Here is a 16,139-nt window from a genome sequence, read left to right on the forward strand (position 1 = left end):
TGTTCAAATTAACTTTGGGAATATAACAAATCTTGATGTAAAAATTACCAACCATTTTTTGCCACATTACCTAAAATCTATGTAATTGATTTTGAATACATAAGATTTTTCTATTACAGTAGAAAATGACAAATTTTAATACTTTTCAGACAGTCTCCTTTTTTTCGCCTATAGAACTTAGTCTCTAATCAAAGGCAATGTAGAACAACGTAACAAACCTTCTTGTTTTGCAATTTCTGCATAAGGCACTTCTTCTACAATAAAACCATTTTCACGTAACCAAGAATTTAATCGTGTAAAGTTTTTTTCAGAGATAATTACTTCTTCTGATATAGAAAAAACGTTGCTGTTCATATTATACATTTCTTCTTTGGTAATTTCAAAAATATTTTCTTCACCAAAATAATTTACCAACCATTTGTATTCACTTTCAACTAAAAATCCATTTTTATGAAGTATGGCTTTATCTTTACCTATTGGTTGAAAACAACAGTCTAAATGCAAGGCATTTTCTTTAGGGTTTGTATTCGATTTTCTTAACTCAAAAGATTTTACAGTTTTATGAGGAAATAACTCTTGTATAGCAATTACTGCATCTATATTTGTTCTAGCAGTTATAAAATCTGCATAATCTTTACCTGAATAAGTGCCTATAAAAATGTAGTCATTCCATGGCATTACATCACCACCTTCTATATGACATTCTTCTGATAAAAGAATTATATTGTCTGGATTAATTTGAGATATTACATTATTTATAGCTTTGTATTCCTTTTCTCTGTCTGGTAAAATATTTGCTTTTATAAATTTATCTTCAATAACAAAGGCAATGTCTCTAGAAAATATTTGATTGTAGTCTTCAATTATTTCTGGTCTAAATACTTTTACATCATATTTTTCAAAAACTTTAGCAACTGCATCCATTTCTAAAATCATATCTGATTCTTTAGGGTATGTACCTGCTAAAACGTGTTCTACACTTTTAGGATCGTAACAATCTTCTACCTTTGGAATACCTCCATTACTTTGAGCAGTTCCTAAAATAACAGCTCTTAATCTTGATGTTTCATTATTAACATTAAGTTGTAACATATTTTTAAATTGATAAAAAAAGCTTCATTATTAATGAAGCTTTTAGTTATTTAGTAAAAATAATACAATTTTTTCTATCTATTCTCAATTTTTACAAAAGGTCTTACATTTTCTCCTGTATAAATTTGACGAGGTCTACCAATTGGTTCTTTATTTAATCTCATTTCTTTCCATTGTGCAATCCAACCAGGTAAACGACCTAAAGCAAACATAACTGTAAACATATCTACAGGAATACCCATAGCTCTATAAATAATACCTGAATAAAAATCTACATTTGGATATAATTTTCTGTCAACAAAATAAGGATCACTTAATGCTTCTTTTTCTAAGCCTTTAGCTATTTCTAAAATTGGGTCATTTACACCTAAATCATTCAAAACCTCATCAGCTGCTTTTTTGATGATTTTGGCTCTTGGGTCAAAGTTTTTATAAACTCTATGCCCAAATCCCATCAATCTAAAAGGATCATTTTTATCTTTGGCTTTTGCCATGTATTTTTTTGTATCTCCTCCATCTGCTTTAATTGCTTCTAACATTTCTAAAACAGCTTGGTTAGCTCCTCCATGAAGTGGCCCCCAAAGTGCAGAAATTCCTGCTGATAAAGATGCAAATAAACCTGCATGAGATGAACCTACAATTCTTACTGTAGATGTAGAACAGTTTTGCTCATGATCTGCGTGTAAAATTAGTAATTTGTCTAAAGCATCTTTAATAATTGGGTTAATTACATAATCTTCATTAGGTTGTTCAAACATCATTTTTAAGATATTTTCTACATAACCTATAGAAGTAGAACCGTAATTTAAAGGAAGACCTTGTTTTTTACGCATTGTCCAAGCAACTAAAACAGGAAATTTACCTAATATCTTAACAATTGAACGATACATATCTTCTTCAGAATCTACATTTACTGAAGATGGATTAAATGCTGTTAAAGCACTTGTTAGCGAAGATAAAACACCCATTGGATGAGCCGTTTTTGGAAAAGCGTCTAATATTTTTTTAATATCATCATCTACAACAGATTTAGATTTAATATCTGCATGAAATTTATCTAATTGCTCTTTAGTTGGTAGGTTGCCAAAAATTAAAGCATAAGCCACTTCTAAAAAATCTGCTTTTTCGGCTAATTCTTCAATACCATAACCTCTATATCTTAAAATTCCCTTTTCACCATCTAAAAAAGTAACAGCACTTTCACAAGAACCTGTATTTTTATATCCAGGATCAATAGTTATCACCCCATTTGTTGCGCCTCTTAATGTTTTAATATTTATGGCAACTTCATTTTCTGTACCTTTTACAAGAGGAAATTCGTAAGAATTATCTCCTATTTGTAACTTAGCTTTATCTGACATTTATTGATGTTTTTATGTGTTATTTTCTCTCCAACGAAGATACCAAATTTTAAAGGATTTTAAAAGTTGTTATTAATAGATTATAAGTATAAAAAAATAAGGTCTATCGATTTAACAATTCTTTAATAAAAAGCAAAAAACCTCGCAATAAAATTGCGAGGTTTTAAACTTTAAAAAAAAAGGAACTTAAATTTTAAATGCTTTCTCTTTTGGGAAATAAGCAACTTCACCTAACTCTTCTTCAATTCTTAATAATTGATTGTATTTTGCCATTCTATCTGAACGTGAAGCAGAACCTGTTTTAATTTGACCACAGTTTAATGCAACTGCTAAATCTGCAATTGTATTGTCTTCTGTTTCTCCAGATCTGTGTGACATTACTGATGTATAACCAGCATTTTTTGCCATATTTACAGCAGAAATTGTTTCTGTTAAAGATCCTATTTGGTTTACTTTAATCAAAATTGAATTTGCTATTCCGTTTTCAATTCCTCTTCCTAAACGTTCTACATTTGTTACAAATAAGTCATCACCTACTAATTGTACTTTATCTCCAATTTTTTCAGTTAAGTATTTCCAACCTTCCCAATCATTTTCATCCATACCATCTTCAATAGAAATAATAGGATACTTATCTGCAAGTTCTGCCAAATAATCTGCTTGTTCTTTACTTGTTCTAATCTTTCCTGTTTCTCCTTCAAATTTCGAATAATCATATTTACCATCAACATAGAACTCTGCTGCTGCACAATCTAAAGCAATTTTAATTTCATCTCCAAAAGAGTATCCAGCATTTTTAACAGCTAACTCAATTGTTTCGATTGCATCTTCTGTTCCGTCTAAAGTTGGTGCAAAACCTCCTTCATCACCAACTGCTGTAGATAAATTTCTGTCGTGTAAAACTTTTTTTAGATTATGAAAAATTTCAGATCCCATTTTCATTGCTTCAGAAAACGTTGCTGCCTTTACTGGCATAACCATAAATTCTTGAAATGCAATAGGTGCATCTGAGTGAGAACCTCCGTTAATGATATTCATCATTGGTACTGGTAACGTATTCGCAGAAACACCACCTACATATCTATATAATGGCATTCCTAATTCATTTGCAGCAGCTTTGGCAGCAGCCAAAGAAACTCCTAAAATTGCATTAGCTCCTAATTTAGATTTATTGGCTGTACCATCTAAATCTATCATTAATTGGTCTATAGTATTTTGTTCAAAAACAGAAACTCCTAATAGTTCTTCTGCAATAATATTATTTACATTATCTACTGCTTTTAAAACTCCTTTACCCATATAATCTTTTCCTCCATCACGTAATTCTACAGCTTCGTGTTCTCCTGTAGATGCTCCAGAAGGAACTGCAGCTCTACCTAAAATTCCGTTTTCTGTTGTTACATCTACTTCTACTGTTGGGTTACCTCTTGAATCAAAAATCTGACGTGCGTGAACGCTAATAATAATGCTCATTGTATTTTTATTTAATTAATTTAATCTTCTATTTCTCTGCTAAATTACAAAATGTAACAAGGATTTAATAGTTTGTTTTTGATTAATTACGAAAACGTTTGCTAACGGATTATAAACAAAAATCCCACTCAAATTAACGAATGGGATAGTTGCTATGATAAGGAGTGTGATACTTAAATCACCATTACAAAGATATTGCAACAAGACAACTTTAATATTTTTTTTTGTTGAATGGCATCAATTTATCGATAAACGGTCTTTAATTTATGACACAACTTTTTTTGTTTCTTTAATATTATGTATAAACTGATCAAATAAATATTCAGAATCATGAGGTCCTGGACTTGCTTCTGGATGATATTGTACAGAGAAAACATTTTTATCTTTTAATCTAATACCAGCAACTGTGTGATCGTTTAAATGAACATGTGTAATCTCTACGTTTTCATTTGCTTCTGTTTCTTCTCTATTGATAGCAAAACCGTGATTTTGAGAGGTTATTTCTCCTTTGCCTGTTAATAAATTTTTAACTGGATGGTTTATTCCTCTGTGACCATTATGCATTTTGTAAGTAGAAATACCTTGAGACAAAGCAATAACTTGATGCCCTAAACAAATACCAAACAAAGGTAAATCTTTATTTATAATCTCTTTAGCAACTTTTTGTGCTTCTTCTAATGGCTCTGGATCTCCAGGTCCGTTAGAAATAAAGTAACCATCAGGATTAAAAGCTGCTAAATCTTCAAATGATGAATTGTATGGAAAAACTTTGATGTATGCTCCTCTTTTTGCTAAGTTTCTTAAAATATTTTTCTTGATACCAATATCTAATGCAGAAATTTTTATTTCAGCATTTTCGTCACCTACAAAATAAGGTTCTTTTGTAGATACTTTAGAGGCCAATTCTAAACCTTCCATACTTGGAACGTCAGCTAATTGTTTTTTCAGTTGGTCAATATTATCAACTTCCGTAGAAATGATTGCATTCATTGCTCCATGATCTCTAATATAAGATACTAATGCTCTTGTATCAACATCAGAAATAGCCACTAAATTATGTTTCTGAAACCAGTCAAATAAATTTCCATCAGAATCTACTCTAGAGTGCGTAAAGCTAAAATTCCTACAAATTAAACCAGAAATTTTAATTCCATCAGATTCTACTTCATTATCATTTACACCATAATTACCAATATGTGCATTTGTTGCTACCATTAATTGGCCAAAATATGATGGATCTGTAAATATTTCTTGATAACCTGTCATACCTGTATTAAAACAGATTTCACCAGTAGAAGTTCCTTCAATTCCTACAGATTTCCCATAAAAAATTGTTCCGTCAGCTAATAAAACTAGTGCTTTTTTACGTGTTTGATATTTCATTGATAGTTGTTGTGTTTGCTTTTTTATTTGTTGATGTAAAAATATAAAAAAAGGGATAAACGTAAACGTTTATCCCTTTTATATAATTTAAAAAATTTTCATTTTTTATTCTTCTGATTTTTCTTCAGTTGCTGTACCCTCTACTTGAGCAGTTTCTGCTTTCTTAGAACCTCCTCTTCTACTTCTACGAGTAGATTTCTTAGCTTTAGTACCTTTAGGATTGTAGATTTCGTTATAATCTACTAATTCTACCATAGCCATAGGAGCATTATCTCCTTGACGATTTCCTAATTTAATGATACGTACATAACCTCCTGGTCTGTCTGCAACTTTTACAGAAATTTCTCTAAAAAGTTCAGTTACTGCATACTTATCACGTAAATAAGAAAATACAATACGTCTGTTGTGAGTTGTATCTGCTTTAGATTTAGTAATTAATGGCTCTACAAAAACTCTTAATGCTTTTGCTTTTGCTACTGTAGTATTAATACGTTTGTGTTCTATTAAAGAACAAGCCATATTTGCTAACATCGCTTTTCTGTGCGCTGTTTTTCTACCTAAATGATTGTGTTTTTTTCCGTGTCTCATTTTGACGTTTGTTTATGCTTTCATCTTGCATCTACTCATTTTGAGGAGCAAAATATGAAAGGTTAATCTTTATCTAATTTGTATTTTGTTAAGTCCATTCCAAAACTTAAACCTTTAACAATTACTAGTTCTTCTAGTTCTGTTAATGATTTTTTACCAAAGTTTCTAAACTTCATTAAATCACTTTTATTAAACGATACTAAATCTCCTAATGTATCTACTTCTGCAGCTTTTAAACAATTTAAAGCTCTGACAGATAAATCCATATCTATTAATCTCGTTTTTAATAATTGACGCATGTGTAATGATTCTTCATCATACGTTTCTGTTTGTGCAATTTCATCTGCCTCTAAAGTGATACGCTCATCAGAGAATAACATAAAGTGGTGGATTAATATTTTTGCAGCTTCAGTTAATGCATCTTTAGGATTGATTGATCCATCAGTATCGATGTCGAAAACCAATTTTTCATAATCCGTTTTTTGCTCTACACGAAAATTTTCGATTGCATACTTTACATTCTTAATTGGTGTGTAAATAGAATCTGTAAAGATTGTTCCTATTGGTGCAGAAGCTTTTTTATTTTCTTCTGCTGGTACAAACCCTCTACCTTTTTCTATAGTAATTTCTGCATTTAACTTTACAGATTTATCCATATTACAGATTACTAAATCTGGATTCAATACTTGAAAACCTGAAATAAACTTTTGTAAGTCTCCTGCTGTAAATTGCTCTTGACCAGATACTGAAATAGAAACAGTTTCTCTATCTGTTTCATCTATTTGCTTTTTAAAACGTACTTGTTTTAAATTTAAGATAATTTCTGTAACGTCTTCTACAATTCCAGGAACTGTTGAAAACTCATGCTCTACACCATCAACTCTTAATGAAGTAATTGCAAAACCTTCTAAAGAAGATAATAACACTCTTCTTAAAGCATTACCTACTGTTAAACCAAATCCTGGTTCTAAAGGTCTGAATTCAAATCTTCCAGAAAAATCTGTAGATTCGATCATAATTACTTTATCGGGCTTTTGAAAATTTAAAATTGCCATATTTTTTTCTTCGTTTTAATTGTTATTTAGTTGCGCGGTTTGTAAGTGTGAAGAAATACAAACAAACCCTTTGGCCAAATACCAATATGATTAATTTATTACTTAGAATATAATTCTACGATTAATTGCTCTTTAATGTTTTCCGGAATTTGTAATCTTTCTGGTACTTTTACAAAAGTTCCTGTTTTAGTATCGTTATTCCAAGTTAACCATTCGTAAACATTATTGTTAGATGCTAAAGCATCTTCAATAGCTACTAAAGATTTAGACTTTTCTCTTACTGCAACAACATCTCCTTCTTTTAATTGGTAAGATGGTATGTTAACAATTTCTCCATTAACAGTAATATGTCTGTGAGATACTAATTGACGTGCTCCGCTTCTTGAATTTGAAACCCCCATTCTGTAAACTACGTTATCTAAACGAGACTCACATAATTGTAATAAGATTTCACCAGTAATTCCTTGAGAAGCTGACGCTTTTTTAAATAAGTTACTGAATTGACGCTCTAAGATACCATAGGTATATTTTGCTTTTTGCTTCTCCATTAATTGAGTTGCATATTCAGATTTTTTTCCTCTTCTTCTTGCGTTTCCATGCTGTCCTGGAGGAAAATTTCTTTTTTCGAAGTTTTTATCTTCTCCAAAAATTGCTTCACCAAATTTACGAGCAATCTTAGTTTTTGGTCCTGTATATCTTGCCATTTCTTTTTTGTTATAGATAGGGGTTATGAATTAAGGCTTTCTCCTTCGATAACCTGTTTCCTATCAAGTTAAAATATAATTATTATTTGATATTCTCTTTTAAAGAAAAACTGAAACAAATTCAGCTTAAACTCTTCTTCTTTTTGGTGGACGACATCCATTATGAGGAATTGGTGTAACATCAATAATTTCTGTTACTTCAATACCTGCATTATGAATAGATCTAATTGCAGATTCTCTACCATTACCAGGTCCTTTTACATAAACTTTTACTTTACGTAAACCTGCTTCTTTTGCAACTGCTGCACAATCTTCTGCTGCTAATTGGGCTGCATAAGGAGTATTCTTTTTAGAACCTCTAAAACCCATTTTACCTGCAGATGACCAAGAAATTACGTCACCTTTTTTGTTTGTTAAAGAAATAATGATGTTGTTAAAAGATGCAGTTACGTGCGCTTCTCCAATAGCATCAATAATTACTTTACGTTTTTTTGAACTTGCTTTTGCCATAATTTTTAAAATTCAGTTATCGCTTTTTAGTAAATTGTATTAAAAAATACGGCACACTAAATGCTAATAACTAGTTTAATCTCTAACTTATTTTTTCTTGTTAGCTACTGTTTTTCTCTTACCTTTTCTAGTACGAGAATTGTTTTTAGTTCTTTGTCCTCTTAAAGGTAACCCCATTCTATGACGGATTCCTCTTTGACAACCAATATCCATTAAACGTTTAATGTTTATTTGAACTTCTGAACGTAATTCTCCTTCTATTGTAAAAGATCCAACTTGTTCTCTAATTGCAGCAATTTGATCATCAGTCCAATCTTGAACTTTAATGCTCTCATCAACTTTAGCTTCTGCTAAAACTTTTTTTGCTCTACTGTTTCCTATACCAAAGATGTAAGTTAAAGCAATAACTCCTCTTTTATTCTTTGGAATATCAATACCTGCTATTCTTGCCATTACCCTTGTCTTTGTTTAAATCTAGGATTTTGTTTATTAATCACGTATAATCTACCTTTTCTGCGAACTATTTTGCAGTCGGCACTTCTTTTTTTAACTGATGCTCTAACTTTCATCTGTTTTGTTTTTTAGTATCTGTAAGTAATTCTTGCCTTTGTTAAATCGTAAGGACTCATTTCTAATTTTACCTTATCTCCAGGTAAAAGTTTGATATAATGCATACGCATTTTACCAGAAATGTGTGCTGTTACAATATGTCCGTTTTCTAATTCTACACGAAACATTGCATTTGATAATGCTTCTGTTATTGTTCCATCTTGTTGAATTGCTGATTGTTTAGCCATATTATTATTTATTCGATTTTCTATTGCTATTTCCTGCTTTCATTAAACCATCATAATGACGATTTAATAAATATGAGTTAATCTGTTGCAATGTATCGATTGCAACTCCCACCATAATAATTAATGATGTACCTCCGTAAAACATTGCCCAGCTTTGTTGTACTCCAAACTGAACTACAATTGCTGGTAATATAGATAATGCTGCTAAAAATAACGATCCTGGGAACGTAATTCTAGATAACACAGAATCTAATCTATCTGCTGTGTCTTTTCCTGGTCTAATACCTGGTATAAAACCACCACTTCTTTTTAAATCGTCTGCCATTTTATTCGTAGGAATTGTAATAGCAGTATAGAAATAACTAAAAATGATAATTAACAGTGCAAAAATAATATTATAGCCTAAACCATTAATATCCTGCAAGCTTGCCATAAAAGGAAACCTTTGCGCTAAGGCAACTGGTAAAAACATAATTGCTTGTGCAAAAATAATTGGCATAACACCTGCAGCATTTAACTTCAAAGGAATATAATCTCTTGATCCTGCAACATTTTGTATGTTTCCTGCAACTGTTCTTCTGGCATATTGTACTGCAATCTTTCGAACTGCTGTTACTAATAGCACAGTTAATAAAATTACAACAAACCAAACTATGATTTCAATTAATATCATCATAATTCCACCTGCACCTGCATTTGTAGTTTTTGCAACAAATTCTTGTAAAAATGCTGCTGGAAAATTAGCGATAATACCTACTGTAATTAATAATGAAATACCATTACCAACTCCTTTGTCTGTAATACGTTCTCCTAACCACATTGCAAAAATTGTTCCTGCTGTTAAGATGATAATAGATGATATCCAAAATGTAGCTCCACTTACTAAAAAAGCTTCTGGGCCTAAACCGAACTGCGTTTTAATAGCTGTAATATACGTTGGTGCTTGTACCAAAGTAATACCTATGGTTAACCATCTAGTAATTTGTGTAATTTTTTTTCGTCCACTCTCTCCATCTTTCTGTAATTTTTGTAAATAAGGAACTGCTATTCCCATTAACTGAACTACAATAGATGCAGAAATATAAGGCATAATACCAAGTGCCATTACTGACGCTCTTGCAAATGCCCCTCCTGTAAATGCATTCAATAAACCTAAAAGACCACCTGAAGTACTTTCTTTTAATGCTGCTAATTGTAATGGGTCTATTCCTGGTAATGGAACAGCCGCCATAAAACGATATACTGCAATTAAACCGATTGTAAGAAGAATTTTGTTTTTTAATTCTTCAATACTAAAAATCTCTTTTAACTTATTAATTAAATTCATCATTTACAATATCTTATAAAGTAACAGCTTCTCCTCCAGCTGCTTCAATAGCTGCTTTTGCGGTTGCTGTAAATTTATGTACAGTTATATTTAATTTAGCTTTTAATTCTCCATTTCCTAGTATTTTTACTAAGTCGTTTTTACCTGCTAATCTATTAGCAATTAAAATGTCTAAATTTACTGTATCTGTTATCTTTCCACTGTCAACTAAAGATTGCAATTTATCTAAATTGATTCCTTGATATTCTTTACGATTCATATTTGTGAAACCAAATTTTGGCACACGTCTTTGAAGTGGCATCTGACCACCTTCAAAACCAATCTTCTTAGAATAACCAGAACGAGATTTCTGTCCATTGTGACCTCTTGTTGCGGTTCCACCTTTTCCAGATCCTTCACCTCTTGCAATTCTTTTTCCTTTTTTAACGGAACCTTCTGCTGGTGTTAAATTATGTAAACTCATTTTTATAATATCTTATTTAATTTCTTTAAAAGAAACTAAGTGTTTAACTGTATTTACCATACCAATAATTGTAGGAGTTGCCTCATGTTCTACAGTTTGGTTCATTCTACGTAAACCTAATGCTTCTAAAGTTCTTTTTTGGTTCTTTAAACGCCCGATTTGACTTTTTACTTGTGTAACTTTAATTTTTGCCATCGTTCTTAGATTTATCCGTTAAATACTTTTTCTAAAGAAACACCTCTTTGCTTAGCTATAGATGCAGCACTGCGTAATTGTAATAAAGCATCAAAAGTTGCTTTTACTGCATTATGAGGGTTAGAAGAACCTTGAGATTTTGATAATACATCATGAACCCCTACAGACTCTAACACTGCACGTACAGCACCACCTGCAATAACTCCTGTACCAGGAGAAGCTGGTTTGATGAATACTTTTGCTCCACCAAATTTACCTTTTTGTTCGTGTGGTAATGTACCTTCTAAAATTGGTATTCTTACTAAATTTTTCTTTGCATCTTCAACTGCTTTTGCAATTGCAGAAGAAACATCTTTAGATTTTCCTAGTCCATGTCCTACAACTCCATTACCATCACCTACAACAACAATTGCAGAGAAACCAAATGCTCTACCACCTTTTGTTACTTTGGTTACACGCTGTACTCCTACTAACCTATCTACAAGCTCTAATCCGCTTGGTTTAACTCTTTCTACGTTTTTATATCCTTGCATAATTTCTTAAAATTTTAAACCCGCTTCTCTTGCTGCGTCTGCTAATACTTTAACTCTTCCATGATATAAATAACCATTTCTATCAAAAGCAACTGTTTCTACTCCTGCTTTAGCAGCTTTTTCTGCAATTGTTTTACCAACTGCTGTAGCAGCTTCTGCTTTTGTAGTTGCTTTTATATCTCTAGATGAAACTGAAGCTAATGTTACTCCGTTTACATCATCTACCAATTGTGCGTAAATTTCTTTGTTGCTTCTGTAAACCGATAATCTTGGCTTAGTAGCAGTTCCAGAAATAATTTTTCTGATTCTACGCTTAATTCTGGCTCTTCTTTGTAACTTTGATAATGCCATAATGCTATATATTATGCAGATTTACCTGCTTTTCTTCTTAATATTTCACCAACAAACTTAACACCTTTACCTTTATAAGGTTCTGGACTACGAAAACTTCTAATTTTAGCAGCAACCTGACCAACTAATTGTTTGTCAAATGAAGTTAATTTAATGATTGGGTTTTTCCCTTTCTCAGATACTGTTTCTACTTTTACTTCTGGAGCTAAGTTTAAAATAATATTGTGAGAAAATCCTAAAGCTAAATCTAATTTTTGTCCTTGATTAGAGGCTCTATAACCTACACCAACCAACTCTAACTCTTTAGTCCATCCTTTAGAAACACCTTCAATCATGTTAGCGATTAAAGCTCTCATTAAACCATGTTGTGCTTTATGGTCTTTACTTTCTGATGCTCTATCTAAGGTGATAGTTCCATCTTCAATCTTAAGTGTAATACCTTCAGAAATTGTTTGAGATAACTCTCCTAATTTTCCTTTTACTGTAATTACATTGTCTTTTACGTTTACATCTACACCTTGTGCGATACTAACTGGGTTTTTTCCAATTCTACTCATCTTTCAAGATTTAATAAACGTAACATAAAACTTCTCCTCCAACATTTTCTTGACGTGCTTTTTTGTTTGTCATTACACCTTTTGATGTAGAAACAATAGCAATTCCAAGTCCGTTTAATACTCTTGGCATCTCTGAAGAGCCAACGTATTTACGTAAACCTGGTGTACTGATTCGTTGAATTTTTCTAATTACTGACTCTTTTGTGTCTCTGTCATACTTTAAAGCTATCTTAATAGTTCCTTGAACTTTATCGTCATTGAACTGGTAACTTAAAATATACCCTTGATCAAACAAAATTTTAGTCATTTCCTTCTTCAAATTTGAAGCTGGAATTTCTACTACTCTGTGTCCTGCTGCGATAGCATTTCTTACTCTTGTAAGAAAATCCGCGATTGGATCTGTATACATATTAATATAAAATTGCGATTCCGGTTTTCAATTACCTCTATTTATCCTACAGATTTCTCTGTGATAATTGAACCTATAATCAGTTAAAATTCTTATACTCAAAAAAAATAGAGCGTGCAAAGATACACATTCTATTTTTATTATAAAGCTTTAATTCTGATTTCTACCAACTTGCTTTTTTAACACCTGGTATTAATCCTTGATTTGCCATTTCTCTGAATGTTACACGAGAAATACCAAACTGCCTCATATATCCTTTTGGGCGACCAGTTAATTTACATCTATTATGCATTCTAACTGGTGATGCATTTTTTGGCAATTTCTGTAATGCTTCATAGTCTCCAGCTTCTTTTAAAGCTTTTCTCTTTTCAGCATACTTAGCAACTGTTTTTGCTCTTTTACGCTCACGCGCTTTCATTGATTCTTTAGCCATTTCTTAATTTTTTTTGAATGGTAAACCTAATTCTCCTAATAATGACTTCGCTTCTTTATCAGTATCTGCAGATGTTACAAAAGTAATATCCATACCATTAATTTTTTTCACTTGGTCTATATTAATTTCTGGGTAAATGATTTGTTCTGTAATTCCTAAATTGTAATTACCTCTTCCATCAAATCCATTAGCTTTTATACCGTTAAAGTCTCTTACACGTGGTAAGGAAGCAGTAACTAATCTATCTAAAAACTCATACATTTTATCACCTCTTAACGTAACTTTTACACCAATTGGCATTCCTTTACGTAATTTAAATGATGCAACATCTTTTTTAGACATTGTAGAAATTGCTTTTTGACCTGTAATTTTAGTCAACTCTTCTACAGCATAATCTATTAATTTCTTATCTGCAATTGCAGCACCAACACCTTTAGAAACAACTATCTTTTCTAATTTAGGCACTTGCATTACATTCTTATAACTGAATTCTTCAGTAAGAGCTTTAATTACTCTTTCTTTGTATTCTGCTTTTAATCTTGGTACGTAACTCATGATTATTCTTATTTTTTAGTTTTTTTAGAAACTCTAGTTTTAGTGTCTCCATCAACATTATAACCAACTCTTACAGCTACACCATCTTCTACTAACATTACGTTAGAAATGTGTAATGATGCTTCCTTTTTTACAATACCACCTTGAGGATTTTGAGCGCTAGGCTTAGTATGCTTAGATACCAAGTTTACACCTTCTACTAGTACTCTATCCTTGTCTTTGATAATTTGTAAAACTTTACCTTCTGATCCTTTATGATCTCCTGCAATCACTTTTACAGTATCTCCTGATTTTATTTTGAACTTCTTCATCTTGTATAATGATTTAAAGCACTTCAGGTGCTAATGATACTATTTTCATGAATTGTTTCTCACGAAGCTCACGAGCAACAGGACCAAATACACGAGTTCCTCTCATCTCCTCTGTAGGATTTAAAAGTACACAAGCGTTATCATCAAATCTGATATAAGATCCGTCTTTACGTCTTACTTCTTTTTTTGTTCTTACAACAACTGCTCTAGATACTTGACCTTTTTTTACAGTTCCGTTAGGAGTTGCAGATTTAACAGATACAACAATCTTGTCTCCAATACTTGCGTAACGTTTTCTTGTTCCTCCTAAAACTCTAATTACTAAAACTTCTTTTGCTCCAGTATTATCTGCGACTTTTAATCTTGATTCTGTCTGTAACATATTATTTAGCTCTTTCTAGGATTTCTACTAATCTCCAACGTTTAGATTTACTCATAGGTCTAGTTTCCATGATCCTAACAGTATCTCCTTCGTTGCAATCATTCTTTTCGTCGTGTGCAACATACTTCTTCGTCTTTAATACGAATTTACCATACATTGGGTGCTTTACTCTTTTAGTTTCAGAAACAACAATAGATTTCTCCATTTTGCTACTAGAAACAACACCAATTCTTTCTTTTCTAAGATTTCTTTTCTCCATCTTTAAAATGACTATAGAATTATTGTAATTCTCTTTTTGTTAATTCTGTTGCAATTCTTGCTACAGTTCTTCTTAAGCTTCTCAATTGCAATGGATTCTCCATTGGAGTAATTGCGTGAGCCATCTTAAGATCAGTATAATTCTTTTGCAACGCTCCCAACTTCTCATTTAGATCTGCTGTAGATAATTCTTTTATTTCTGATTGTTTCATTTGTTTTAGAATTAAGCGTTAATATCAAAATCTCTTGCTATAACAAACTTCGTTTTAACAGGAAGTTTCTGAGCTGCTAAACGTAAAGCTTCTTTTGCTATATGCATTGGTACACCACCAACTTCAAACAAAATTCTACCTGGTTTAATAACTGCAACAAAATGATCTGGTGCTCCTTTACCTTTACCCATACGTACCTCTAAAGGTTTTTTAGTAATAGGTTTATCTGGAAATATTTTAATCCATAGCTGCCCCTCTCTTTTCATGTGACGAGTAGCCGCGATACGAGCTGCTTCGATTTGACGAGAAGTTAATAAATTCTGGTCTAAAGATTTGATACCAAACATTCCATTAGAAAGTTGATTTCCTCTTTGAGAATTTCCAGACATATTTCCTTTGCCCTTCTGTACCTTACGGTATTTTACTCTTTTTGGCTGTAACATTTTTAATTTCTAATTTTAAAAATTATTTTCTTCTACGAGGTCCACGTTTAGATCTATCACCACCACCTTTATTGCCACCTTGCTTTTTAGACAAGCCAACTAATGGAGACAACTCTCTCTTACCATATACCTCACCCTTCATAATCCATACTTTAACACCAAGTCTTCCGTATTGAGTATGAGCTTCTACAAGTGCATAATCGATATCAGCCCTAAAAGTAGAAAGAGGAATTCTACCTTCTTTATAATGCTCTGAGCGTGCCATTTCAGCTCCGTTTAAACGACCTGAAATTTGAATTTTAATTCCTTCAGCATTCATACGCATTGTAGCTTGAATAGCCATTTTTACTGCTCTCTTGTAAGAAATTCTATTTTCAATTTGACGAGCAACACTAGTTGCAACTAATTTTGCATCTAATTCTGGACGTTTAATCTCAAAAATATTTATTTGAACCTCTTTACCAGTAATTTTTTTAAGCTCTTCTTTTAACTTGTCTACCTCTTGACCTCCTTTACCAATAATGATACCTGGACGTGCAGTTGTGATAGTAACGGTTACAAGTTTTAAAGTACGCTCTATTATTACTCTAGAAACACTTGCTTTAGACAATCTAGCATGAATATACTTTCTTATCTTATCATCTTCAGCTAATTTATCTCCGTAGTCATTACCACCATACCAGTTAGACTCCCAACCTCTGATGATTCCTAAACGATTTCCTATTGGATTTGTTTTTTGTCCCATTT

General features: G+C 31.9%; 26 protein-coding genes. All 26 read right to left on the reverse strand.

The genetic code is table 11. From position 1 onward, the window contains the following. Window positions 1-177 precede the first annotated feature (177 nt). Window positions 178-1,092: a dimethylarginine dimethylaminohydrolase family protein gene (locus ACY2RW_RS15200; RefSeq protein WP_490123594.1), complete on the reverse strand. Its 915-nt coding sequence runs from the start codon at window positions 1,090-1,092 to the stop codon at window positions 178-180. Window positions 1,093-1,166: 74 nt separating this feature from the next. Continuing rightward, a complete protein-coding gene (locus ACY2RW_RS15205) occupies window positions 1,167-2,453 on the reverse strand; it encodes a citrate synthase (protein ID WP_490123595.1) in 1,287 nt (428 codons plus the stop codon). Window positions 2,454-2,639: 186 nt separating this feature from the next. After that, entirely contained in the window at window positions 2,640-3,926 is a 1,287-nt protein-coding gene (gene eno / locus ACY2RW_RS15210; protein ID WP_490123596.1) for a phosphopyruvate hydratase, read from the reverse strand. A gap of 264 nt (window positions 3,927-4,190) precedes the next feature. Next, window positions 4,191-5,309 (reverse strand): glutamine-hydrolyzing carbamoyl-phosphate synthase small subunit, encoded by a 1,119-nt coding sequence (carA, locus tag ACY2RW_RS15215; RefSeq protein ID WP_490123597.1) that lies wholly within the window; start codon window positions 5,307-5,309, stop codon window positions 4,191-4,193. 105 nt (window positions 5,310-5,414) lie between these two features. Next, the gene (rplQ, locus tag ACY2RW_RS15220) at window positions 5,415-5,897 is read right to left on the reverse strand and encodes a 50S ribosomal protein L17 (RefSeq protein WP_490123598.1); all 483 of its coding nucleotides are present in this window, start codon (window positions 5,895-5,897) and stop codon (window positions 5,415-5,417) included. A gap of 62 nt (window positions 5,898-5,959) precedes the next feature. Then, window positions 5,960-6,952 carry a DNA-directed RNA polymerase subunit alpha gene (locus ACY2RW_RS15225; RefSeq protein ID WP_490123599.1) on the reverse strand — a complete coding sequence of 331 codons (993 nt, stop codon included), beginning with the start codon at window positions 6,950-6,952 and terminating at the stop codon, window positions 5,960-5,962. Window positions 6,953-7,050: 98 nt separating this feature from the next. Beyond that, window positions 7,051-7,656, reverse strand: a complete 606-nt coding sequence (gene rpsD, locus ACY2RW_RS15230; protein WP_490123600.1) for a 30S ribosomal protein S4 — start codon at window positions 7,654-7,656, stop codon at window positions 7,051-7,053. Window positions 7,657-7,782: 126 nt separating this feature from the next. Further along, window positions 7,783-8,166, reverse strand: a complete 384-nt coding sequence (gene rpsK / locus ACY2RW_RS15235; RefSeq protein WP_249981681.1) for a 30S ribosomal protein S11 — start codon at window positions 8,164-8,166, stop codon at window positions 7,783-7,785. 87 nt (window positions 8,167-8,253) lie between these two features. Continuing rightward, window positions 8,254-8,619 carry a 30S ribosomal protein S13 gene (gene rpsM, locus ACY2RW_RS15240; protein WP_490123601.1) on the reverse strand — a complete coding sequence of 122 codons (366 nt, stop codon included), beginning with the start codon at window positions 8,617-8,619 and terminating at the stop codon, window positions 8,254-8,256. Further along, window positions 8,619-8,735 carry a type B 50S ribosomal protein L36 gene (gene ykgO, locus ACY2RW_RS15245; protein ID WP_004568720.1) on the reverse strand — a complete coding sequence of 39 codons (117 nt, stop codon included), beginning with the start codon at window positions 8,733-8,735 and terminating at the stop codon, window positions 8,619-8,621. Before ykgO ends, rpsM begins: the two co-directional genes overlap by 1 nt. A gap of 12 nt (window positions 8,736-8,747) precedes the next feature. Beyond that, window positions 8,748-8,963, reverse strand: coding sequence for a translation initiation factor IF-1 (gene infA, locus ACY2RW_RS15250; protein ID WP_015482241.1), 216 nt, complete (start codon window positions 8,961-8,963; stop codon window positions 8,748-8,750). A 4-nt stretch (window positions 8,964-8,967) separates the two neighbouring features. Further along, complete coding sequence (secY, locus tag ACY2RW_RS15255) at window positions 8,968-10,290, reverse strand: preprotein translocase subunit SecY (RefSeq protein WP_490123644.1); 1,323 nt, start codon at window positions 10,288-10,290, stop codon at window positions 8,968-8,970. 13 nt (window positions 10,291-10,303) lie between these two features. Continuing rightward, window positions 10,304-10,753 carry a 50S ribosomal protein L15 gene (gene rplO, locus ACY2RW_RS15260; protein WP_490123602.1) on the reverse strand — a complete coding sequence of 150 codons (450 nt, stop codon included), beginning with the start codon at window positions 10,751-10,753 and terminating at the stop codon, window positions 10,304-10,306. Window positions 10,754-10,765: 12 nt separating this feature from the next. Continuing rightward, complete coding sequence (rpmD, locus tag ACY2RW_RS15265; RefSeq protein ID WP_490123603.1) at window positions 10,766-10,948, reverse strand: 50S ribosomal protein L30; 183 nt, start codon at window positions 10,946-10,948, stop codon at window positions 10,766-10,768. Window positions 10,949-10,959: 11 nt separating this feature from the next. After that, window positions 10,960-11,484, reverse strand: a complete 525-nt coding sequence (gene rpsE, locus ACY2RW_RS15270; protein WP_490123645.1) for a 30S ribosomal protein S5 — start codon at window positions 11,482-11,484, stop codon at window positions 10,960-10,962. Between the two features lie 3 nt (window positions 11,485-11,487). Continuing rightward, on the reverse strand, window positions 11,488-11,832 hold the full coding sequence (gene rplR / locus ACY2RW_RS15275; RefSeq protein ID WP_490123604.1) for a 50S ribosomal protein L18: 345 nt from the start codon (window positions 11,830-11,832) through the stop codon (window positions 11,488-11,490). Between the two features lie 11 nt (window positions 11,833-11,843). Then, window positions 11,844-12,389 carry a 50S ribosomal protein L6 gene (gene rplF, locus ACY2RW_RS15280; RefSeq protein ID WP_490123605.1) on the reverse strand — a complete coding sequence of 182 codons (546 nt, stop codon included), beginning with the start codon at window positions 12,387-12,389 and terminating at the stop codon, window positions 11,844-11,846. A 10-nt stretch (window positions 12,390-12,399) separates the two neighbouring features. Next, window positions 12,400-12,798, reverse strand: coding sequence for a 30S ribosomal protein S8 (gene rpsH / locus ACY2RW_RS15285; protein ID WP_490123606.1), 399 nt, complete (start codon window positions 12,796-12,798; stop codon window positions 12,400-12,402). A 163-nt stretch (window positions 12,799-12,961) separates the two neighbouring features. Continuing rightward, a complete protein-coding gene (gene rpsN, locus ACY2RW_RS15290; protein WP_068363324.1) occupies window positions 12,962-13,231 on the reverse strand; it encodes a 30S ribosomal protein S14 in 270 nt (89 codons plus the stop codon). A gap of 3 nt (window positions 13,232-13,234) precedes the next feature. Next, the gene (gene rplE, locus ACY2RW_RS15295) at window positions 13,235-13,786 is read right to left on the reverse strand and encodes a 50S ribosomal protein L5 (RefSeq protein ID WP_299050867.1); all 552 of its coding nucleotides are present in this window, start codon (window positions 13,784-13,786) and stop codon (window positions 13,235-13,237) included. Between the two features lie 8 nt (window positions 13,787-13,794). Then, window positions 13,795-14,097 (reverse strand): 50S ribosomal protein L24, encoded by a 303-nt coding sequence (gene rplX, locus ACY2RW_RS15300; RefSeq protein WP_490123607.1) that lies wholly within the window; start codon window positions 14,095-14,097, stop codon window positions 13,795-13,797. Between the two features lie 13 nt (window positions 14,098-14,110). Further along, window positions 14,111-14,479 (reverse strand): 50S ribosomal protein L14, encoded by a 369-nt coding sequence (gene rplN / locus ACY2RW_RS15305; protein WP_004568733.1) that lies wholly within the window; start codon window positions 14,477-14,479, stop codon window positions 14,111-14,113. Between the two features lies 1 nt (window position 14,480). Beyond that, entirely contained in the window at window positions 14,481-14,738 is a 258-nt protein-coding gene (gene rpsQ, locus ACY2RW_RS15310) for a 30S ribosomal protein S17 (protein ID WP_091891527.1), read from the reverse strand. A 19-nt stretch (window positions 14,739-14,757) separates the two neighbouring features. Further along, complete coding sequence (rpmC, locus tag ACY2RW_RS15315) at window positions 14,758-14,949, reverse strand: 50S ribosomal protein L29 (protein ID WP_068363305.1); 192 nt, start codon at window positions 14,947-14,949, stop codon at window positions 14,758-14,760. Window positions 14,950-14,960: 11 nt separating this feature from the next. Next, window positions 14,961-15,392: a 50S ribosomal protein L16 gene (gene rplP / locus ACY2RW_RS15320; RefSeq protein WP_490123608.1), complete on the reverse strand. Its 432-nt coding sequence runs from the start codon at window positions 15,390-15,392 to the stop codon at window positions 14,961-14,963. 22 nt (window positions 15,393-15,414) lie between these two features. Continuing rightward, a complete protein-coding gene (gene rpsC / locus ACY2RW_RS15325; protein ID WP_490123609.1) occupies window positions 15,415-16,137 on the reverse strand; it encodes a 30S ribosomal protein S3 in 723 nt (240 codons plus the stop codon). Between the last annotated feature and the right edge of the window lie 2 nt (window positions 16,138-16,139).

Source organism: Polaribacter sp. 2305UL8-11, assembly GCF_058147165.1.